Genomic DNA, 20485 nt, shown 5'->3' on the forward strand with positions numbered 1-20485 from the left:
AGAAACGTCCCTCAGGAGTACGACATGAAAAGCATTCTTCCCCGGCACGGTGTCGCGGCCTCGCCCACGCAGCCCGCGCAAGGCGCTCAACCCGCACGCAGCGTCGCGGTCGACGGTCATCGCCAGCGCATGAAGTCGCTCGTGCGCACCGCCGGCATGCTGCCGGTGCTGGTGCTGCTGTGCATCGGCTTCGGTCTGCTCAACGATGGCTTCTTCACGCTGGAGAATCTTTCGATCGTCACGCAGCAGGCGTCGATCAACATCGTGCTCGCCGCGGGTATGACGTTCGTGATTCTCACGGGCGGCATCGACCTTTCGGTGGGCTCGGTGCTGGCCGCAGCCGCGATGGCCGCCATGATCGGCTCGAACTTCGCGGGCTGGGGCTGGGTCGGCGTGCCCATGGCGCTCGCGGTCGGCCTCGGCTTCGGCCTCATCAACGGCGCGCTCATCGCGCTCCTGCGCCTGCCGCCGTTCATCGTCACGCTCGGCTCGCTCACGGCGGTGCGCGGCATTGCGCGCCTCATGGGTCACGACACCACGATCTTCAACCCGCAACTGTCGTTCGCGTTCATCGGCAACGGCACGGTGCTCGGCGTGCCCTGGCTCGTCATCATCGCGCTCGTGGTGGTGGCAGGCTCGTGGTTCGTGCTGCGCCGTACCGTGCTCGGCCTGCGCATCTACTCGGTGGGCGGCAACCCGGAAGCAGCGCGCCTCTCGGGCATCAAGGTGTGGGGCATCGAGATGTTCGTCTATGCCGTGTCGGGCCTGCTCGCGGGTCTCGGCGCGGTGATGTCGGCAGCCCGTCTCTATGCAGCCAACGGCCTGCAACTGGGCCAGTCCTACGAACTCGACGCGATCGCCGCGGTGATTCTGGGCGGCACGAGCTTCGTGGGCGGCGTGGGCTCGATCATCGGCACGCTAATCGGCGCGCTCATCATCGCCGTCCTGACCAATGGCCTCGTGCTGCTCGGCGTCTCGGACATCTGGCAGTACATCATCAAGGGTCTCGTGATCGTCGGCGCCGTGGCGCTCGACCGCTACCGCCAGCGCGGCTCGGCCCGTACCTAAGCGAACATTCGATACCGCATCAGCCAGAAACAGGCGCGAGCGCAGGCGGTCCTGCTGCGCTCGCCCGGAAAGCACCCAAACAGGACCCCTCAGGAGACAACCTCATGTTCAAGAAGAAAGTCGTTCTCGCCGCTGCCGCCCTCACGTTCGGCTTCGCACTGCAAGGCGCGCATGCCGCCGACAAGCAGCTCAAGTCGATTGGCATTACCGTGGGTTCGCTTGGCAACCCCTACTTCGTGACGATCGTGCAGGGTGCGGAAGCGAAGGCCAAACAGATCAATCCGAATGCCAAGGTCACGGCCGTTTCCGCCGACTACGACCTCAACAAGCAGTTCACGCAGATCGACAACTTCATTTCGGCGCACGTGGACATGATCCTTCTGAACGCGACCGATCCGAAGGCGATCCTGCCGGCGGTGAAGAAGGCGCAAGCGGCCGGTATCGTGGTGATGGCCGTGGACGTGGCCGCCGCTGGCGCCGACGCCACCGTGCAGACCGACAACGTGAAGGCCGGCGAGATTTCGTGCGAATACCTCGCGAAGAAGATCAACAACACCGGCAACGTGATCATCCAGAACGGGCCGCAGGTCTCGGCCGTGATCGACCGCGTGAACGGCTGCAAGCAGGTGCTCGCGAAGACGCCCGGCATCAAGATCCTCTCCGACGACCAGGACGCCAAGGGCTCGCGTGAAGGCGGCATGAACGTGATGCAGGGCTACCTCACGCGCTTCCCGAAGATTGCCGGCGTGTTCGCCATCAACGACCCGCAGGCCATCGGCAGCGACCTCGCCGCGAAGCAGCTGCATCGCACCAACATCGTGATCACGTCGGTGGACGGCGCGCCCGATATCGAAACGGCGCTCAAGACCGATACGCTGGTGCAGGCGTCGGCGAGCCAGGACCCGTGGAAGATGGCGCAAACGGCCGTGCAGGTGGGCTACGAGATCATGAACGGCAAGAAGCCCGCCAACCCGATGATCGAAATGACGCCGCAACTCGTCACGCGCGACAACGTGGGCAGCTACAAGGGCTGGTCGTCGCCGCATTGAGCGGCTGGCGTTGCATGAGCACGGGGCGCCCGTGCTCGCGCGGTCAGGCGAGCACGGCGTCCTTCGTCACCACGCGGCGCGGAATGATCTTCAGATCGTAGAACGTGTCCGCGATCTTCTGCTGCTGCGCGATCACGGCGGCGTCGATAGGCCGGTATTCATGCGCGTAATGCGTGAGGCCGGTCTGGATCGTTGCCGCGTCGAGCCCCTGGATCGGCGAGAGTTTCGCGGCCGCTGCCGCCGTGTTGGCGCGCACCCATTGCCCCGTCTTGCCGAGTTCGTCCAGCGCGATCGCCAGCGCGTCCTTGCGGTTTTGTGCGAATTCGCGCTGGCTCAGGAAGAACTGATGATGGCTCGCCACGCCGCTGGCGTCGGCCAGCAGGCGAGCGCCGTCCTGCGACTCGACGGCGGCCAGGAACGGGTCCCAGATCGCCCATGCGTCGATGGCGCCGCTTTGCAGCGCCGCGCGCGCGTCGGCGGGTGCCAGATACACGGGCTGCACGTCGCCGATGGAAAGGCCCTGCTTTTGCAGCAGCGCGACGAGGAACCAATGCACGTCCGAGCCGCGATTCAGGCCAATCTTCTTGCCCTTTAGTCCTGCCACATCACGGATCGGCGAGTTTTTCGCCACCACCACGCCTTCCGCGTGCGGCGTGGGCAACTCATACGCCGTATAGACGAAATCCGCGCCCGCGGCCTGGGCAAATACGGGCGGTGCCTCGCCCACGTAGCCAAAGTCGATCGCTCCCACGTTCAGGCCTTCGAGCAATTGCGGACCGGCCGGGAATTCGGTCCACGATACCTTGATGCCGAGCGGCGCGAGACGCGTTTCGAGCGTGCCGTTGGCCTTGAGCAGCACGAGCGTGCTCGCGGCCTTCTGGTAACCGATGCGGAACTGGTCGGGCTGATATTTCGCGAACGCGGTGGCGGGCAGCGCCGCGCCGGCAAGCGTCGCGCCCAGCGTGGCGAGGAAGTGGCGGCGGGTATAGGGTCTGGGCGGCGTGGGGCGAGTCATCTTCAGCGCTTCCGTGTTGGCATGGGGCGTGCACCGACACGGCGCAGCCATCGAAGCGTTGATGCTACCGGGCCGCACGCGTTCGCCGAACCGATGTTTCGCGCTAAGCAAATCACGCCGGCGGGAATACGCGGACGCCCTATATGCCGGCCGTCATGTGCGGATTGGGCGACATATGCGCCCCGTTCGCGCGATACCAGCGCACGAACGCCTCCGACGGCATGGGCCTCGCGTAGAAAAAGCCCTGGATATAGGTGACGCCGCGCGCGCACAGATAGTCGCGCTGCACCTGCGTTTCCACCCCCTCGGCCACGAGCCGCGCGCCAAGACTATGTGCGAGATCGATAATGGCGTCGAGCACGGCCGCCTTGCTGCCTTGCGCGTCGATGGTCAGCACGAAGCCGCGATCGATCTTCAGGATATCGAACGGAAATTTCTCGAGATACGAGAGCGAGCAATATCCCATGCCGAAGTCGTCGATGGCGACCCTCACGCCCTCGCGCCGCAAGGTCACGAGATTGCTGCGCGCCTGCTCGGTATTGCGCACCAGCGTGCGCTCGGTGATTTCCAGCGTGATCGTCGCGCCGTGGGGCGCCACGGCCGCGCGCAGTGCCTGCACGTCGCTCACGAGCTCTACGCCCGACAGATGCTCGGGCGCGAAGTTGACGCCGAGGTGAAATCCCGGTGCGACGTCCCACGTGGCGACATCGCGCTCCATGAGCTTCAGCAGATGCTGCGTGAGCGGCACGATCACGTGCTCTTCTTCGGCCACCTGAATGAACTCGTCCGGACGGATCGCGCCGGTGCCTGGCCGCACCCAGCGCAGCAACGCCTCCGCGCCCTCGCAGCGCCCCGTCTCGACGCCGTAGAGCGGCTGGTATTCGACATGGAATTCGTTCGCGCGAATGGCCCGCAGCAGTTGTTCGCGGCGCGACTGCCCGCTTTGCTGCAGGCGGCGCACGAGCCAGACGAGCCACGCGGAGAAGGCAGCCGCCCACGGCATGTAGCGCAGCAGCAGGGCGCGCCAGTATTCCAGAATGCGCTCGGGCCGCCCGTAGATCTTCAAGTCGATCGTGGCGCCCGACATGCGCTTTTGCACGTCGACCAGCAACGGCGCGCCGCGCACGTTCACGAGCGCCATGGCTTCGCGCAGCACGGTACCCTCGCCCACCGTCAGCTCGGCCTGGCGAAACACCGTGAGCGGCGCCGCGCCATGCAGCAGGTCCATCAGATACTGCACGTCCACCACGGCCACGACCGCGCGCCCCGCTTCGCCCGCGACGCCCACCAGCAGCGAGGGGCGGTTGCGCACCATCGGCGTGTCGTCGACGATCGTGAGCCATTCGTCCTGCGAGGCCGGCGCGCTGCCTTTGAGCCAGCCGCCATCGGGGACCGCCTGTTGCGAGTACGCGGACGAGCAGTCGATGCGGCCTTCGTAAAGGATGTTGAGCGTGCGCACATAGGGCACGGTGGCGACCTTGCGCGTGAGATCCGGCGAGAGCGTATCGCACGCTTCGTTCGCACGCGGCGCGAAAGAGCGCGCCGCGCTCTGCGCCGTCTCGACGATCGAGACCACCTGCCCGACGATGAACGCGGAAGCGAGGCTCGCCTCGCGCTGTGCGATGCGTTCGGCCTCGTAACGCCCGAGCGCCACACACAGCAGGATCGGAATCAGCGCCACGACCAGCAGCACGAGCAAACGCGAGACTCGCGAGCGGACCGCGCCGGGGTTGGGCGAGACTTCGGGCAAGGCGTCCTCCGCACCAGGGCCGTCATGGGGGGGCGGCTACGGTATGACGCCAACATACACCAACGCGCTTGCCGCGGGCGCGGGCGGTGCCCGGCGCACGCCAACGTCAGCTAACGTGAGCGCCCATCATGCGCATTCGATGCGGTTGCGGCCGCCCTTTTTCGCGCGGTAGAGCGCGAAGTCGCTGCGCCCGCCGATGCGCCCGGCCATGTCGCCCGCGCGCAGCTGCGTGCGCAGGATCTCGGCGAAATGGCGCAATACGTCGTCGCCGATCGCGTGATGCGCTCAAACAGGAATTTCGAGCGCCTGGCAAATAGCGCGCGCCAGGCAGGCCGGCGGCGCCCCAGCAAGCCTCAGGTATCGCCGCGCCGGCGGAACACCCACCATCCCAGCAGCGCCGTGAAGGTCGCGACCAGCACCACCATGAGCCAGAAGCCGTGGCGATTTTCCGCGAGCGGAATGCCGCCCACGTTCATGCCGAAGAAGCCCGCGACGATGTTGATCGGCAGCGCGAGCACGGTGACGAGCGTGAGCGTGAAGAGCGTGCGGTTGTTCTGCTCTTCGAGCCGCGCGGCGATTTCTTCCTGCAGGAGCTTGATGCGCTCGACAAGTCCGGCCATGTCGCCCAGCACGAGCGAGAACTCTTCGGTCGCCTCGCGCAGGTCCTGCATGTCGGGTGCCTGGAGCCAGCGCGGCGGGCGCGCGAGCAGACGGAAAATCGAGCCCGGCTCCGGCGCGAGCATGCGTTGCAGGCGCACCAGGATGCGCCGCATGGCCGCGAGTTCATGGCGGCTCGCATTGCGGCGCGAGGCGAGAAACTGGTCCTCGGCGCGGTCGACGTCGATACTCGTGCGGCGCACGATCTCCACCATGAGGTCGGCCTGGTCGCGCATCAGGTGGATCAGCAGCTCGGCCGGCGAACGGAACGTCTCGCCGCTGCGCACGTAGCCGCGCAGACGGTCGATGGAGCGCAGCGGCTTCAGGCGCGCCGTGACGAGAATGCGCTCGTGCGTGTACGACCAGAGCGTCGCGATCTGCGAGGGCGTGAGTTCGAAATCGAACATCACATCGTTGACCACGGCGAACAGGCCGTTATCGACGTGTTCGATGCGCGTGGAGTGCGAGCCTTCCACGAGCATCTCGAAGAAGGCGTCGGGCAGGTCGAGATGCGCGCGCATCCACGGTTGCGCCGCGGCGTGGGCGAGATTGAAGTGCAGCCAGTAAAACGTGTCGTCGCGCACGGCCTGCGGCTCGCCGCTCTCGTGCGTGCGCCGCAGCGCCTCGAGGACATCGTCGCACGTGACGGGCTGCCCGGGCTGGCCGGGCGTGAAGCGAAAACCGCAAATGAGGCCCGACAGGTCGGCGCCATAGGTTGCGACGGACGAAGCGAAATCCATGGTCGTCATGGCCGGTTGATCGGCGCACAGCATGCCACACGCGCGCTTTTACAGGCAAGCGCGCGAATCGATGCGCCGACACGCGCGGGTCATGTGCCCATGTTAGGCGACGCCGGACAAGCCAAGCTGGGTGCGGCCGAGCGGCGTGAGATCGGCCACGCCCGCCCGGTCCGCCAGATCGGCTTCGATATGCTCGGCGGGAAAGTCGGGCGGGCTGCGGCCTTCGAGAAAGCTCGGCAACTGGCGCTGCAAATAGGCGTCGTTCTTCGCGCAACCGGGCGTGGCCGGAATGTACATCACGTTACTGTAGCCGCTGCCGCGGTGCTCGTCTTCCACGGAGTGAATCACGTCGCAGTGCCAGAACACGGTGTCGCCGGCTTGCATCTGGGGAATCGAAATCAGCGCATCGATCAGCGGCGCATGCCACTCGCGGCTGACCGGCAGCCCACGGCCCGGCTGGGCGCCGCACAGGTCGTCCTCGGCCACGTCGTCCTGCAGCGCGCGCAGGAGGACATACGCCATGGCGTTGGCGATGGGCACGATCTGCAGCGTGCCGTCGCCGGGGCCCTGCGGCGTGAGCGCGGTCCAGCCCTGGAAGGTGCGGAACATCGAAGAGGCGATGCGCGAGGGAATCTCGCTTGCATGCGTGCGGTACGCGCCGTCGAACGGGTCGTAGCGCCGCCAGTCGCCCGAGAACACGTGGCGATAGACCTGGCGGAAATTCTCGTCGACCCAGCGCTCGACCGCGCCGCCGTCGCAATGCGGGGCGAGGCCGGGCGCAGCCGTCCCGGGCGGCCGGCGCCTCAGACGGTCGGCGTAGACGGGCACGACATCGGGATCGAAATGCACGCGCCCCTCGCTCTCATGGCGCCACAGGCGGTTGAGGAAGACGCGCGCGGCCGTCAGTTCGGCGGACTCGCGGGCCTGCACCTGCGGGCGGGACCAGTAGAGGCCATAGATCAACGGGCGGCTCGCCTGCGGCGGGAGGGCATTGCGCTGCGCCGCGCGTTGCGCGGCACGCGCGTCGAGATCGTTGCGCTCAACGTACCCGGCGATTTCGGCGTCCCAGCGTGCGGCCTGCTCCGGCTCGAACACGCGGCGGATCACGCAGGCGCCGCGCGCCTTCACGAGCGCGATCGCCTCGGGACTCACGCGCTGCGCCTGGATGTCGGCGAACGCGATCTCCGGGATCACGGCCTCGCCCGCGTCGCGCAGCCGGGCAATGTGCCGTGCTTCTTCGCCTATGGCCTGCGCGACTTCCTCGAACACTTCGCGATAGTTCGGCAGTTGCGCGCGCAACATGCGCTTGGCCTGCCGGATCGCGGCCGGGACATCGTCGATTTGAAGTGCCGCCATGCGTGTCTCCATCGGGGTTGAATGCCGTCGTTCGATGGCAAGCATACGCCTCAATGGCGCTCGTCTGGCGTTAGCCGTTTGGCAGCGCTCTCCTCGGGCCTTCACATTTTCAACAGGTAAACTTGCAAGTTTGGCTGTTTATCTTCATGATTGACTGACGTACCCCAGCCGAATCCGCGTGGATCGCCATGTCTGCCAAAAACCCTGAACCCGCCGTCATCGACCTCATGCAGGCGATCGGCATGCTCGTGCGGCGCACGCGCAACGAGTCTTATGCGGACGCCCTTTCGATGACCGAGTCCGTCGTCATGTCGCGGCTCGCCAACGACGGCCCCGCCACGATTGCCGCGCTCGCGCGCGCCGAAGGCATGCGGCCCCAGTCGATGGGCGCCACCATCGCGGCCCTCGAGGACATGGCTCTCGTCACGCGTACGCCACATGCGACCGACGGCCGTCAGTTGCTCATCGAGCTGACGCAAAAGGGCAGGCAACTGCGCAAACAGACCCGCGACGCGAAACAGCTGTGGCTCTCGCAGGCCATCGCGGACCTCGTCGAAGACGAGCGCACCACGCTTTTCAAGGCGGGCGACATCATGAGAAGGCTGGCCGAACGATGAGCGGCACGCGTGAGCCCAGCGGTGCCGACAACCGGATTCCCGCGTCCGTCTGGAAGGTCGCCGTGGTCGTCTCGCTCGGCTCGTTCATGGCGCAGATGGACTCGACGCTCGTGAACGTTTCGCTCCCGGCCATCGGCCGTGCACTCCACTCGCCCGTTGCCACGACGCAGTGGATCATGAGCGGCTACCTGCTGGCCATGGCGCTCATGCTTCCGCTCAACGGCTGGCTGGTGGACCGCGTCGGTGCGAAGCGGCTCTACCTCTTCGCCTTCTCGGCCTTCACGCTCGCCTCCGTGCTGTGCGGCGCGGCGCAGACCATGGGGGAACTGATCGCCGCGCGCATTGTTCAGGGCCTGATTGCCGGGCTGCTCGCGCCCATGGCGCAGATGATGATCGGGCGTGTCGCGGGCAAGAACATGGAGCGCGTGATGGGCTACGCCACGCTGCCCATCCTGCTCGGGCCGATCCTCGGCCCGGTGCTTGCCGGCGCGGTGCTGGCGCGCGCGGCGTGGCCGTGGCTGTTCCTGATCAACGTGCCGGTCGGCATACTCGGCGTCACGCTGGCCACGCGTTTGCTCGCGCCCGACACCGCCCAACCGCAAAAGCGCCGCTTCGATTTCGCGGGCTTTGCGTTGATCTCGCCGGGGCTCGCCGCGCTCGTCTACGGCTTCCAGAGCGCCATGCACGCCGAAGGCGCGGGGTTTCTGCTAGCCGGCGCCGCGCTGCTCGCGGGCTTCGTGTGGCACTCGCTGCGCCGGCCAACGTCGGCGCTGATCGACGTGCGCCTCTTTGCGGACCGGATGTTCGCGGTGCCCGCCATCACGCAATTCTTCGCCAACGGCATCATGTATGGACGGCAGCTTGCCGTTCCGCTCTACCTCATAGCAGGCTGTGGCCTGAGCGCAGCGCATGCGGGCTGGCTGCTCGCGGCGACGGGCGCGGGCATGATGGCGTCGTTCGCCTGCATGGGCTTTCTCTCCGAGCGGCTGGGCTGCCGCGCGCTCGCGGCGGGCGGCGCACTGCTGGCGCTCGTCGCCACGCTGCCGTTCCTGTGGATGACGGGCCACGCGTTCTCCACGGGCCTCGCGTTGGCGAGTCTCTTTATCGCGGGCGTGGGTCAGGGAACCATTAGCATTCCTTCGATTTCCGCCGCGTATGCCCGCATGCCGAAGGAACGGCTTCCAGTGGCGAACACCGCGTTGAATATCGCGCAGCGAATTGGCGGCCCGGTTGCGACGACGCTCATCTCCATCGCCGTTTCCCTGGCAGTACCGAGTGCTTCCGCTGCCGAACCGCGGCACTTCCTGCCAGCGTTCGCGGCGCTCTGCGGGCTGCATCTCCTGTGCTTCGCGGCGGCCACGCTGCTCCCGGCGAGAGTGCGCCGAGCAAACGAGGGCTGACGCCCTGCTCACCCCATGTCGCTTGCCGCAGTTCGGCGCTGCCGCCGGAAGAACTGCCACATCAGCGCCATCGCGTCGGGACCTCGGTCCGAATGAAACGCTTCGCGCGGATCGCCGCCGCTCCATGCGTGCCCGAGCCCGCGAACGACACACACCCGCACGACGAGCCTGCCCGACTTGACATAGTCGGTGTACGCCACCGCGTCACGGCTATAGGTCCGCATCTCGCCGACGCGCAATTCGCCCTGCGCGTCGAGCAGCCGGTTGACACGCGCGAACTGCATGCCGAGCTGTGCACCGTTGCGCTTCGCCACGACCGCGTCGATTTCGCCTTGCACGATGAAGGCGGGCACACCGGGATGGGCGGCGACGTCGAGAGCGGTATCGACCAGATGCACCGGGTCTTCGCGGCTGCCGTGGCGCATGACGCTCATCGCGCTCATGGTGGAACTGGCCGCACCGAAAACCGGCCCCGAGTGCAGGCCCACGGCCGCGAAGCGCCGCGGATGGCGCATCGCGAGCACGGACGCGAGACCCGCTCCCGCCGAGATGCCCGCGAGGTAGACGCGCTCGCGATCGAAGCCGTGCTCGCGCGCGACGGCATCGACGAGCGAGGCGACCGCTGGCGCCTCCGACTGCGCATGATCGCCGTGCCAGTGCCAGCATCGCTGCGCGTGCGCCGTTTTCGCCTGCTCGGGAAGCAGCACGGCGAAGCCTGCGCGATCCGCCAGCCGGCAAACCCGCGTGCCCGCGGCAAACGACTCCGCCGTCTGCTTGCAGCCGTGCAGCATGACCACGAGCGGCAGGCCCGTGGCGCTGGCCGCGCCGGCGGGCAAATAGAGCGCATACGCGAGATGGTTGACGAGATGCCCGGCCCTGGGCGGCGCGGAATGATAGGAGCGGATCCACCTGCCCGCCGTGCCCGCCGGCTGCGCGCGCCCCACGTGCGCCTTGCCGGCGTGCCTCGCCGGTTTGGCTGCCGGCCTCGCGACCTGCGCGGCCGTTGCGGGCACCGTTTTGGGTTTGGCGGCCTTTTTCTTCGGTCGCGGTACGCTCATGCGGGTGAGCAGTTCGAGACCTTTGAGCCAGACGCTGGTCTTTTTCCTGGGCATGAGCAATGGCGACAAGGCGTTTTGTTCACGTCACGCCAGGCGGCACACGGCGGACAGCGCAAGTACAGCGATCGCAGCGATGGCAGCGATCGAGCCGCTGCGAGTCCGACCATCATAACGGCCCTGATCTCGCGCTGAATTTTGCGTGACCGCGCGCCCGCGCCACAGGTGTTGCGGCGCTATAATTTCGGCCACCGCCGCTAGAGACGATAGCCGAACCGTTCGGCATTACCCGCCTTCCGTCATCCCCGTGACCGCTTCCACGCCAAACGCCTCGCCGGGCCCCACGCTGTTCGGACTCTTTCTGATCTTCAGCCGCATTGGCATGACGAGCTTTGGCGGCGGCTTGAGCGGCTGGCTGCTGCGCGAATTCGTCCAGGATCGCCACTGGATCAGCGAAGAGGACTTTCTCAACGGGCTCGCCATTTCGCAGGCGCTGCCCGGCATCAACGTGAAGAACATGGCGATCTGGATCGGGCACCGGCTGCTGGGCTGGCGTGGCGCCGCCGTGGCCGTAACGGGCATCCTCGTGCCGCCCGCATGTCTGATCGTCGTGATCGGCAGCGTGATCGGCGCGCTCATCTTCCATCCGCTCACGCAGATTCTGATCGCGGGCGCCGCCGCGGCGGCCACCGGACTGTCGCTGTCGATGGGTGTCATCACCGCGCGGCGCGTGCGTCGGCAGGTGCTGCCGCTGCTGCTCATGGCAGCGACCTTTGTTGCGATCGGCATTCTGCGTTTGTCGCTGATGTGGGTGGTCGTGGCAGGCGGCACCGTGAGCGTGCTCTACGAATACGTGGCGATCCGCCGGGGTGCGCGATGAATGCACGCCTGCTCGGTCAGCTCGCCGCCATTTTCGCGCCACTTTCGCTCGTGACGATCGGCGGCGGCCAGGCGATCGTCGCCGAGATCCAGCGCCAGGTCGTGGACGTCCATCCGTGGATGACGCATTCGCAATTCGCCGCCGACTTCGCGATTTCGCGCATGGCGCCGGGGCCGGGTTCGCTGCTCGTCACGTTGATCGGCTGGCAGGTTGCCGGCTTCTGGGGCGCGCTCGTGGCGACCGCCGCGCTCCTGCTGCCAACCGCTATCCTCATCTATGGCGTCACGCATATCTGGGGCCGCTATCAGGGCGCGGCGTGGCAGTTGGCGCTCGAGCGCGGCCTGCGCCCCATCGCGGCCGGCATGATGCTCGCGGCGGGCTGGGTGCTGCTCGAGTCGCTCAACGGCGGCCTGCCCGCGAAGGCCATCGCCGTCGTGTCGCTTTGCGTGTTGCTCAGAACGCGGGTCAGTCCGCTCGTTCTTCTGTTTGCCGGCGCGCTCGCGCTCTTTGGCGTCAGCCTGATCGGCGCGGACCTGCCGCATTGGTTCCAGGTGCAGCTCACGTAGAAAAACTCCCTGCGGCGACAACTTCACGGGAATAACAGCCCACCCGCGGCGGTATACCGATTGCAGTCTCCGTTGATTCGACCGTGCGCCAGCCGGTCGCCGAACCATGTCATTTAATCAGGAGTTCGAAATGTTAATCCGCCGCCCGCTTTTCGCCTTGCTCGCCGTGACGGCTTGCATCGGCGCCGTATCCACCGCGTCAGCGCAGGGACTCACGCGTGCCCAGGTGCGCGAACAGTTGATCGAAGCGCAGGCCAACGGTTCGCAATTCGTGACCGATAGCTCGTATCCCGACGTGAGCCCGATCTCCGCGCAGCAAGTCGCGCGTGCGAAGGCACAGCATCAACAGCAGGAACCCAGCGGCATGGGCGCGCCCATGCAGGGCACGAGCGACGCCGGCGCACCGCACACGACGTGTGTCGGGCCGGTGAGCTTCTGCAACCTGTATTCGGGTAGCTGAAAGCGATCGCCGGAACCCGCTCGCAGCCACCCGCCAAAGCCGAAGCCCCGCCCGCGACGAGCGGGGCTTTTCGCGCGCCTGTTCGGCGTCGCCCCACCCTTTCCTGAGCATCCTGACAAGCCGCGAAGTCAGCAAAGCGTCATGCTCGATGCGCCGCGCATGCACCGTGACGCCTGCGTGCCGATTTGCGTGCGGTACAGGACAAACCCTGCCCCCCAATTGTCTTGTGGCGTGACTACACTATGGACGTCGGCATTCGTTTGCTATCCGCGTTCGCGTGTCGCCCGCCAGCACGATGACCACTGGGAGGTGTGCTGTGCTCCGCCTGATCTTCGCCCGCACTTCGCGCCCTGCGGCGGCGCTTGCCCTCGCGCTTGCCAGCGCTTTCTGTTACGAGGCGAACGCCGCAACGCCGCCTCCGGCCGCCGCCAAGCCGCCTGCCAACAAAGCTGCCGCCAATAAGGCCGCTAACGACAAGGCGGCTGGCGACAAAGCGGCCGCGCCGAAGGCCACCGCCGAGGCAAACGCGCCGGCGGCCGTGGCCGCGCCCGACTTCTTCTCGCTCGCCGAGCGCTACGGCCCAGCCGTTGTGCACGTGATCGCGCGCAGCGCCGACGACCCGTCCGCGCCGCCCGAGCAGGAAGCGATCGACGACGCCGATCCTTTCTTCGCGTTCTTCCGGCACGCGCCGAAGCCAGCGTCCGACGCCGAGGCCAGCGGACCGCGCGTGATGACGGGCGCGGGCTCCGGCTTCATCGTCAGCCCCGATGGCGTCGTGCTGACCACGGCGCATATCGTCGACAACGCCGAGCAGGTGACCGTGCGGCTCACGGACAAGCGCGAGTTCAAGGCGGAGGTCGTCGCCGTCGACCCGCAAAGCGACGTTGCCGTGCTGCAGATCGACGGCCATGATCTGCCGTTCGTGAAGCTCGCCGAAACGGCGAAGGTGCAAGCCGGCGAGCCCGTGCTGTCGATCGGGTCGCCGGACAGCTACCAGAACACCGTGACGACTGGCATCCTCAGCGCGACCTCGCGCACGCTGCCCGACGGCAAGCCGTTCCCGTTCCTGCAAACCGACGTGGCGGTCAACCCCGACAATTCCGGCGGGCCGATCTTCAATCGCGCGGGCGAGGTGATCGGCATCGGCGTGCAGATTTACGCGGACGGCGGCCGCTACCAGGGCCTGACCTTCGCGATTCCGATCGACGCCGCCAACCAGTTCCGCGCGCAGTTGCAGGCGCGCAAGGCGGCGCCCGCCGCCAGCGTCAATACGGCGAACGCGGCAACCGCGGGCAACGGCGGCACGATCCGCACCTTCGGCATGCAGGTGGAAGACGTGAGCCCCGGCCTTGCGGCCGCGCTCGGCTTGCCGCACGCGGGCGGCGCGCTCGTCGACGCCGTCGATCCTGGCTCGCCGATCGGCAAAGCGGGCATCCGGACCGGCGACGTGATCGTGCAGGTCGGCACCAAGCCCGTCGACCGGGCCGCGACGCTCGCCGCCGCGCTCGCTTCCGTGCCGCCGGCGACGCCGGCGTCGCTCAAGGTGATCCGCAACCGCCAGCCCGCGGTGGCGGGCTTCTCGAACACGGCGTTCGAGGCGAAGGCGGCGGATGGGGATGCGCCTGCAGCGGCGACAGGCGCAGCGGGGGCCGCTGGCGCCGCTGGGGCGACGGCAGCACGGGCTACCGAAGCCGCACAGGCGGCGGAGAATACCGACGCGCCCGTCGCGCCCGCCGTAGCGGATCCGGTGAGCAAGACGCCGCCGTCTGACGTGCACGCCGTCAAAGCGGTGATGACGGACCCGAACGCGCAGCCCGCCGCTGCGACGGCACCGGCCGCGCGCCATGCCGCCGACCGCCTCGGTCTGATCGCGCATGCGCTGAGCGCCGAAGAAAAGCGCACGACCGGGTTGCCGCTTGGTTTGATGGTGGAAGCCTCCACTGGACCCGCCGCGAGCGCGGGCGTGCGGGCTGGCGATGTCGTGCTGTCGCTCGATGACACGCTGGTCGAATCGCAGGAGCAAGCTGTCGCGCTCGAGGCGAAGGCGACGAAGAGCATGTCGCTGCTGATTCAGCGGAATAATGCGCGGAGTTTTGTTGCTGTGAAGATTCGGTGATGGGCGCTGTGCGCGGTTTCTGGCTGCTTTCGGCGTTTCGTTGCTTTCGCGTCATACCGACGCGAAAGCAACGAAAGGCGATCGCGGCCAGGAACAACAACAAAAAACCAACCGTCACCGCGGCGTCAGCTGCGCATAAACATCATGCGCAAGCTGCAGCAGCTCCTTACGGTCGATCCCGCCCGAAAGCGCATAACCAAAGTCGCCATCCACCCAATAGAACACATTCACAGGCCCGTCCTGATAAAGCTTGAACGCGGTCGTGTTGGCGCTCGTCTTACGGTGCGAGATACACAGCGTCACCCGCTCGCCACGCGCGTTGTGATACATGAACTGCGCGACTTCGCCGCCGTCATCGGCCGGCAACAAGCGCCCCCCCGAAAGCTCGAACCCGCTCTTCGAGAGCATCGGCGCGTGCACGTTGGTGCCGAGCCGGTTCGCGAGCCACTTCACGAAGTCCTGCTCCTGGCTGTCGTCCATCGTGTCGGGCCGCGCCACCGTCGGCATATAGACGACATGCGCCAACGCCGCTTGCTGCGCGAATCGCATGGAGTTGTCCGCGCTCACCGCCCGCAGCTCGCCGCCGCCAGCCACACCTGCGGGTCCGCCCGTGCCGCTCATGCCGGAGTGCATGCCCCACCCGATTCCCACGCCCAGCACCAGCGCCGCCGCGAGGCCCGCGAAGCGCGGCCAGTTCGCCGCCGGGCGCGTGTTTCGCACCGCTTGCGGCCCGGGCTCAGGAGCGGCCACGCGCAGGCGCGCAGGCAGCGGCTCGTTGAGCACGCGGTCGTAACGTTCGTGCAGCAGGTTGTTGAGCGCGAAGAAGTCGCTCGCGCGCGCGGCAAGCTCGGGGTTGCGCTCGAGCTCGCGCTCCACGTCGGCGCGGCGCGCCTCGGAAAGCGTGCCGTCCACGTAGGCGTGGATCTCGTCTTGCGTGACTGGATTTTGTTGCTCGCTCATCGCACCACCTTCAGATTCGCACGCGGGACGGAACCGGCCATGAGCGCCCGCAAGCGCTCGCGCCCCCTCGACAGACGCGACATGACCGTGCCGATCGGTATGTCGAGCGCCAATGCGACATCGGCGTAACTCATCTCCTCCAGTCCTACCAGAAGCACCACCTCGCGCTGCTCCACGGGCAGGCGCTGCAGCGCAAAGTCCAGATCGCGCACTTCGAGCGCGCCCGTCTGCGTCGCGGGCACGGCATAGTCGGTTTCGGGCACGCTGTCGTCGTCGACGGAAACGTGCGCGCCGCGTGCCGCCGACTTGCGCACCTGGTTCACGAACAGGTTGTGCATGATCGTGAAAAGCCAGGCGCGCAGGTCGGTGCCCGAACGAAACAGCTCCGTGCGGGCGATGGCGCGCTCGAGCGTGTCCTGCACGAGGTCGTCGGCGAGCTCGCGGTTGTTGATCAGCGCGCGCGCGTAGCGTCGCAGGCGCGGCACGTGTTCTATCAGCTCGTCACGGATGTCCATGTTTCATCCTGGATTGCCGCAAGGGTCATTGCGCGGTTTGCATCGTCGGGCAGGTTCACGATCCTTCGCCTTCGCGCGCCGGCTGGGTGGCAAGCGTTGCGAGATCCGCCGCGCGCATCAAGCCGCGCGTTTGGGCATTGCCCGCGAGCACCCAGCGCGTGCCGCGCTCGCGCCACATCAGAAGCCGCAGCGGACCCGCGCGGTGGGCGCTCCACTGCGGCGCCGCGCCGGCCAGCCAGGCACGGCTCGCGAGCAGCACCACGCGCTCGCCCTGGTTGTTCTCGTAGACATAGCGCTGCGCACTCGCGAACGGGCCGACCCGCACTTCGCCGCCGCCGAGAAAGTGCAGGCCCGCCGCGCCGAAATCGAACGGCGCACGCGCCGCGCCCGCTTCCAGCGCCCCCGGCTGCGCGTTTTCGGCTTCCATCAGCGCCATCACCGCGGCGTTGTTCAGCACCTGCTGCGACGGCTCGGTCACGCCGATCCACGCCACTGCGGCGCCCGTCATCGACAGGGCGGCCGCGAGGGCGATAGCGTAGCGCAACACCCGCCTGCTTCGGGCTGGGACGGTGCGCGAGTGCGCCGCCTGCGCGGTCGACGCACCCGGCGCCGGGTAAGCATCGCGGATCTGCGCGTTCAGGCGCCGGTAGAACAGGATGCGATGCCATTCGCCGGGCTTGCCCGCGAGGTAGCGCCGCACGTGCGCCGCCCGCGCGCCGGCAAGCGTGCCGTCGCTATAGGCCTGGATATCGGCTTCGGAAACCGGCGGCTCGTCGAGCGGCCCGCGAAACTTCATGATCGTGAATCGATGCTGATTGGGTGGAGATGCGGGGGCTAACGCGCGGCGGGCGCGGATTATTCCCGCGGGCGGCGAAATTCCCGTTTTGCGCGGCGCTCGGGCGATTTTGCGCCACGCGGGCGCCCCCTTCATCGCATCCGCATAAAAAACGCCACATTATCCGCATTGAATAATATTTGAATTATTTCCTTAAAAGCGCATGCGAGCATCACGCCCAACTGCCGCGCACCCTGCGGCAGATTCGTGATTGATGGGAATTCAAGTGAAAAATGCTGCTCGCGTCATTGCCTTGTCGGTAGCGCTGCAAGGTCTCGCCATTCAACCCTGCGTTGCGCAAAGCACGCTCAACTACACCACGTCCTGGATCGGCAACAACTTCGGCTTCGGCGACGGCAAGTGGATGCAGCAGGACGTACAGGCCATCGCCGTCGCGCCCGACGGCACCGTCTACGCGAACGCGCCCTGGGACGAAAGCGGCAGCGAGATCGGCGTCTACCGCGGCGGCGACAAGCTCGCCGTGGCCGGCAACACGCACGGCTGGGGCAATGCGGGCGGCGACGCCATCGCGGCGAACAGCACTTACGTCTATGCCGCGATGTCGATCGGCAACCAGAGCAACGGGCTCGTGGGCGCGGACTATCCGCCGGCCAACCAGACCTGGTTCGGCGTGACGCGCCGGCTGCGCTCGAACGTGGCGCAGGGCGCGCCGTTCGCGAGCGGCATCGGCAACAGCGCGAACACGACGAAAAACAGCTTCCTGCGCGTGCTCGCCGCGCCGGGCAGCAGCGACGGCGCCGTGCGCGGCCTGGCCGCCACCGACGCCGAACTGTACGTTGCCGATACCGCGGACAGCCGCATCGTGGTCTACGACGCGCAAACCATGCGTCAACTGCGTTCGTTCTCCGTGCCCACGCCCGGCCGCATTGCGCTGGCTGCGGACGGTACGCTCTGGGTGATCCAGGGCATGCAGGACGCGAACGGCCCGGGCATCGGCCACTACCGCAAGGACGGCACCGCGCTCAACGATGCGCCCGTGCTGCCCGCGGGCAGCGTGCCCACCGACCTCGCGTTCGCGCCTTCGGGCCAGCTCTCGATTGCCGACAACGGCCCCTCGCAGCAGATTCTGCTCTACGCCCGCTCGTCGAGCGGCCAGATGGCGGCCGCGGGTACGCTGGGCGCGCGCCAGGGCATCTTCCACGTCGTGGAGGGCACGCCCGGAGACTGGCGCTTCAACGGCATCACCAGCATCGGCTACGATCAGGCGGGCAACCTGTACGTCGCGCAAAACGGCCAGGGGCCGCGGCCGTACGGCACCGCGCTCGTCGGCCAGGGGGCGGTGCTCGAAAGTTACGCGATGGGTACGCGCACGCTGGGCTGGCGCCTCGACGGCCTGACCTTCGTCGATGCCGCCGCCTTCGACCCCGCCAACCCCGCGAACGTCTTCACCGGCTCGAAGCGCTTCACGCTCGACTACCGTCAGGCGCCCGGCAAGCAATGGACCTATGCGGGCTTCACGCTCAACCGCTTCGCGTATCCCGACGATCCCGCGCTGCACTCCACGCGCGGCGTACGCGGCTCGCCCATGGTGCGCCGCTTCAATGGCCAGCCATTCCTCTATACGCTCGACCAGTACGCGCACTACCTGAACATCTACCGCTTCTCGCCCTCAACCGATGGCGAAGTCGCGATTCCCTCGGGCCTGCTCGCCCAGAATCCGATGCCCGGCAACTGGCCCGCCGGCCAACCGACCTACGGCGAGTGGATGTGGCGCGACGCGAACGGCGACGGCCACGTGGACGCCAGCGAAATCGCCTCGAATCCCTCGACGGGCGCGACGGTCGGCAACGGCTACTGGTGGGTGGACACGCCCGGCAACGTGTGGCTCGCCACGCCCCTTTCGGGGATTCGCGAGATGCCGATGCAAGGGCTCGATGCGCAGGGCAATCCGCAGTACACCTATGCATCGTCGAAGGTCTTCCCGATGCCGGCGCCGTTCAACCGCATCGCGCGGATCGTCTACGTGGCCGAAACCGACACGATGTACATTACCGGCTTCACTGCGAACATTCCGTGGGATGCGTCGCACTGGAAGGAAGCCGGACCCGTGCTCGCGCGTTACGACAACTGGTCGAGCGGTTCGCCTACGCTCACGTGGCAGGCGTCGTTGCCCTGGGACACGGGCAGCAGCCCGCAGGTGACGACGGTGGGGATCGCCGTGGCCGGCAACTATGTGTTCATCGCGGAGCTCTACACGCAGAAGGTCGATGTGTACGACGCGCGCAGCGGCCAGGTCGTCGGCTCGATGACGCCCGGTGCGAACGTGGGCAACACGAGCGGGTGGGTGGACATCTATATGGGCATGAGCGCCGCGCGGCGCGATAACGGCGATTACGTGGTACTCGTGGAGGACGACGCGCGCGCCAAAATCCTCATGTACGACTGGACGCCCGGTTGAGGCGCCGCGGCATTACGGCCGTCCCGAGACGTGCGTGGAAAACGCCACGCGATTACGGCCGTCGCGCTTCGCGCGGTACAGCGCGGCGTCGGCCTCCTCGATCAGCGCAGTTTCCGCGAGCCCCGGCGCGGGCGTGAGCGTCGCCACGCCGATGCTGATCGTGAGGTGCTCGCTCACCGCGGAGCCCACGTGCGGCAACGCGAGCCCCACCACGTCGCGGCGCATTTTCTCGGCGAGCAGCCGCGCGCCCGCGCTGCCCGTGCCCGGCAGCACCACGGCGAACTCTTCGCCGCCGAAGCGTGCCACGAGGTCGTGCGGCTGACGTATCTCGCGGCGGATCGTCGTCGCCACCGAGCGCAGCACGTTGTCGCCTGCCACGTGGCCGTAGGTGTCGTTGTAGGGCTTGAAGTAGTCCACGTCGATCATCAGCAGCGACACTTCGGTGCGCTCGCGCTCCGCGCGCTTCCACTCGGCGCTCAGGAACTCGTCCAGATAGCGCCGGTTCGAGAGGCCGGTCAGGCCATCCGAATGCGTGAGGCGGCGCAGTTCGAGGTTCGCACGGAGCAGTTCCTGCTGCGAGCGGCGCAGCGCGCGATAGGCCTCGTCGCGCTGCAGCATGTTTACGTAGGATCGCGAATGATATTTCACGCGCGCGATCAGCTCGACGCTGTCCGGCAGCTTGACGAGGTAATCGTTGGCCCCCGAGGCGAACGCCGCGCTCTTGATGGCGGGTTCTTCCTTGGTGGAGAGCACGATGATCGGCACGTCGCGCGTCGCTTCGTTCGCGCGGTAGGCGCGCACGAGCGTGAGGCCGTCGGTGCCCGGCATCACGAGGTCCTGCAGGATCACGGTCGGGCGCACTTCCTCGGCCATGCGCACGGCCTGGTCGGGATGCGCGCAGTAGTGGAAGTCGATCTCGCGCTCGCTGGCGAGCGCCCGGCGCACGGCCTCCGCCACGATCGCCTGGTCGTCCACCAGCAGCACCATCATCGGCATATCGGCGGCGGGCAGCGTCTGCTCCAGCGCG

Annotated in this window: 19 protein-coding genes; 9 read left to right on the forward strand and 10 right to left on the reverse strand. The window is 67.3% G+C overall.

Annotated features, from left to right (window positions below):
• The first annotated feature begins 24 nt into the window (after positions 1 to 24).
• A complete protein-coding gene (locus AB4Y44_RS12790; RefSeq protein WP_133187246.1) occupies positions 25 to 1068 on the forward strand; it encodes a ribose ABC transporter permease in 1044 nt (347 codons plus the stop codon).
• Positions 1069 to 1172: 104 nt separating this feature from the next.
• Positions 1173 to 2117 carry an ABC transporter substrate-binding protein gene (locus AB4Y44_RS12795; RefSeq protein ID WP_368699749.1) on the forward strand — a complete coding sequence of 315 codons (945 nt, stop codon included), beginning with the start codon at positions 1173 to 1175 and terminating at the stop codon, positions 2115 to 2117.
• A 43-nt stretch (positions 2118 to 2160) separates the two neighbouring features.
• Here AB4Y44_RS12795 and AB4Y44_RS12800 read toward each other — a convergent pair whose 3' ends face one another.
• The 5 genes from AB4Y44_RS12800 to AB4Y44_RS12820 form a co-directional block, all read right to left on the reverse strand.
• Complete coding sequence (locus AB4Y44_RS12800; protein ID WP_368699750.1) at positions 2161 to 3132, reverse strand: sulfonate ABC transporter substrate-binding protein; 972 nt, start codon at positions 3130 to 3132, stop codon at positions 2161 to 2163.
• 139 nt (positions 3133 to 3271) lie between these two features.
• Entirely contained in the window at positions 3272 to 4882 is a 1611-nt protein-coding gene (locus tag AB4Y44_RS12805) for an EAL domain-containing protein (RefSeq protein ID WP_368699751.1), read from the reverse strand.
• 126 nt (positions 4883 to 5008) lie between these two features.
• Positions 5009 to 5140, reverse strand: a complete 132-nt coding sequence (locus tag AB4Y44_RS12810) for a hypothetical protein (protein ID WP_342922851.1) — start codon at positions 5138 to 5140, stop codon at positions 5009 to 5011.
• 95 nt (positions 5141 to 5235) lie between these two features.
• Positions 5236 to 6279 carry a transporter gene (locus AB4Y44_RS12815; RefSeq protein WP_368699767.1) on the reverse strand — a complete coding sequence of 348 codons (1044 nt, stop codon included), beginning with the start codon at positions 6277 to 6279 and terminating at the stop codon, positions 5236 to 5238.
• A gap of 102 nt (positions 6280 to 6381) precedes the next feature.
• Positions 6382 to 7635: a DUF1479 domain-containing protein gene (locus tag AB4Y44_RS12820; protein ID WP_368699752.1), complete on the reverse strand. Its 1254-nt coding sequence runs from the start codon at positions 7633 to 7635 to the stop codon at positions 6382 to 6384.
• Between the two features lie 188 nt (positions 7636 to 7823).
• Here AB4Y44_RS12820 and AB4Y44_RS12825 point away from each other — a divergent pair, with 188 nt between their 5' ends.
• Together AB4Y44_RS12825 and AB4Y44_RS12830 are read left to right on the forward strand one after the other, a co-directional pair.
• The gene (locus AB4Y44_RS12825; RefSeq protein WP_368699753.1) at positions 7824 to 8252 is read left to right on the forward strand and encodes a MarR family winged helix-turn-helix transcriptional regulator; all 429 of its coding nucleotides are present in this window, start codon (positions 7824 to 7826) and stop codon (positions 8250 to 8252) included.
• Positions 8249 to 9652 (forward strand): DHA2 family efflux MFS transporter permease subunit, encoded by a 1404-nt coding sequence (locus AB4Y44_RS12830; protein ID WP_368699754.1) that lies wholly within the window; start codon positions 8249 to 8251, stop codon positions 9650 to 9652. The genes AB4Y44_RS12825 and AB4Y44_RS12830 overlap by 4 nt, the downstream gene beginning before the upstream one ends.
• A gap of 8 nt (positions 9653 to 9660) precedes the next feature.
• Here the strand turns inward: AB4Y44_RS12830 and AB4Y44_RS12835 are convergent, their stop codons facing one another.
• Positions 9661 to 10764: a PHB depolymerase family esterase gene (locus tag AB4Y44_RS12835; protein ID WP_368699755.1), complete on the reverse strand. Its 1104-nt coding sequence runs from the start codon at positions 10762 to 10764 to the stop codon at positions 9661 to 9663.
• Positions 10765 to 11014: 250 nt separating this feature from the next.
• Between AB4Y44_RS12835 and AB4Y44_RS12840 the strand changes: the two genes are divergently transcribed.
• The 4 genes from AB4Y44_RS12840 to AB4Y44_RS12855 all read left to right on the forward strand — a co-directional run bounded on the left by AB4Y44_RS12840 (position 11015) and on the right by AB4Y44_RS12855 (position 14729).
• Positions 11015 to 11587 carry a chromate transporter gene (locus tag AB4Y44_RS12840; protein WP_368699756.1) on the forward strand — a complete coding sequence of 191 codons (573 nt, stop codon included), beginning with the start codon at positions 11015 to 11017 and terminating at the stop codon, positions 11585 to 11587.
• Positions 11584 to 12153 carry a chromate transporter gene (locus tag AB4Y44_RS12845; protein ID WP_342922857.1) on the forward strand — a complete coding sequence of 190 codons (570 nt, stop codon included), beginning with the start codon at positions 11584 to 11586 and terminating at the stop codon, positions 12151 to 12153. Before AB4Y44_RS12840 ends, AB4Y44_RS12845 begins: the two co-directional genes overlap by 4 nt.
• A gap of 130 nt (positions 12154 to 12283) precedes the next feature.
• The gene (locus AB4Y44_RS12850; protein WP_342922858.1) at positions 12284 to 12613 is read left to right on the forward strand and encodes a DUF4148 domain-containing protein; all 330 of its coding nucleotides are present in this window, start codon (positions 12284 to 12286) and stop codon (positions 12611 to 12613) included.
• 316 nt (positions 12614 to 12929) lie between these two features.
• Positions 12930 to 14729: a trypsin-like peptidase domain-containing protein gene (locus tag AB4Y44_RS12855; RefSeq protein ID WP_368699757.1), complete on the forward strand. Its 1800-nt coding sequence runs from the start codon at positions 12930 to 12932 to the stop codon at positions 14727 to 14729.
• Positions 14730 to 14843: 114 nt separating this feature from the next.
• On the opposite strand, the gene AB4Y44_RS12860 is transcribed toward AB4Y44_RS12855, so the two are convergent.
• Genes AB4Y44_RS12860 through AB4Y44_RS12870 form a run of 3 tightly spaced genes read right to left on the reverse strand, consistent with a single transcriptional unit; the run spans position 14844 to position 17000 of the window.
• The gene (locus AB4Y44_RS12860) at positions 14844 to 15689 is read right to left on the reverse strand and encodes an anti-sigma factor (protein WP_368699758.1); all 846 of its coding nucleotides are present in this window, start codon (positions 15687 to 15689) and stop codon (positions 14844 to 14846) included.
• Positions 15686 to 16204: a sigma-70 family RNA polymerase sigma factor gene (locus tag AB4Y44_RS12865; RefSeq protein ID WP_028205375.1), complete on the reverse strand. Its 519-nt coding sequence runs from the start codon at positions 16202 to 16204 to the stop codon at positions 15686 to 15688. Before AB4Y44_RS12865 ends, AB4Y44_RS12860 begins: the two co-directional genes overlap by 4 nt.
• 55 nt (positions 16205 to 16259) lie before the next feature.
• On the reverse strand, positions 16260 to 17000 hold the full coding sequence (locus AB4Y44_RS12870; RefSeq protein WP_368699759.1) for a transcriptional regulator: 741 nt from the start codon (positions 16998 to 17000) through the stop codon (positions 16260 to 16262).
• A 403-nt stretch (positions 17001 to 17403) separates the two neighbouring features.
• On the opposite strand from AB4Y44_RS12870, the gene AB4Y44_RS12875 reads away from it, so the two are divergent.
• Positions 17404 to 19458, forward strand: coding sequence for a hypothetical protein (locus AB4Y44_RS12875; protein ID WP_368699768.1), 2055 nt, complete (start codon positions 17404 to 17406; stop codon positions 19456 to 19458).
• A gap of 12 nt (positions 19459 to 19470) precedes the next feature.
• Here the strand turns inward: AB4Y44_RS12875 and AB4Y44_RS12880 are convergent, their stop codons facing one another.
• Entirely contained in the window at positions 19471 to 20454 is a 984-nt protein-coding gene (locus AB4Y44_RS12880) for a diguanylate cyclase (RefSeq protein WP_342922924.1), read from the reverse strand.
• Positions 20455 to 20485 lie beyond the last annotated feature (31 nt).

The sequence above is a fragment of the Paraburkholderia sp. BR10937 genome (assembly GCF_040965695.1).
Taxonomy (GTDB): domain Bacteria; phylum Pseudomonadota; class Gammaproteobacteria; order Burkholderiales; family Burkholderiaceae; genus Paraburkholderia.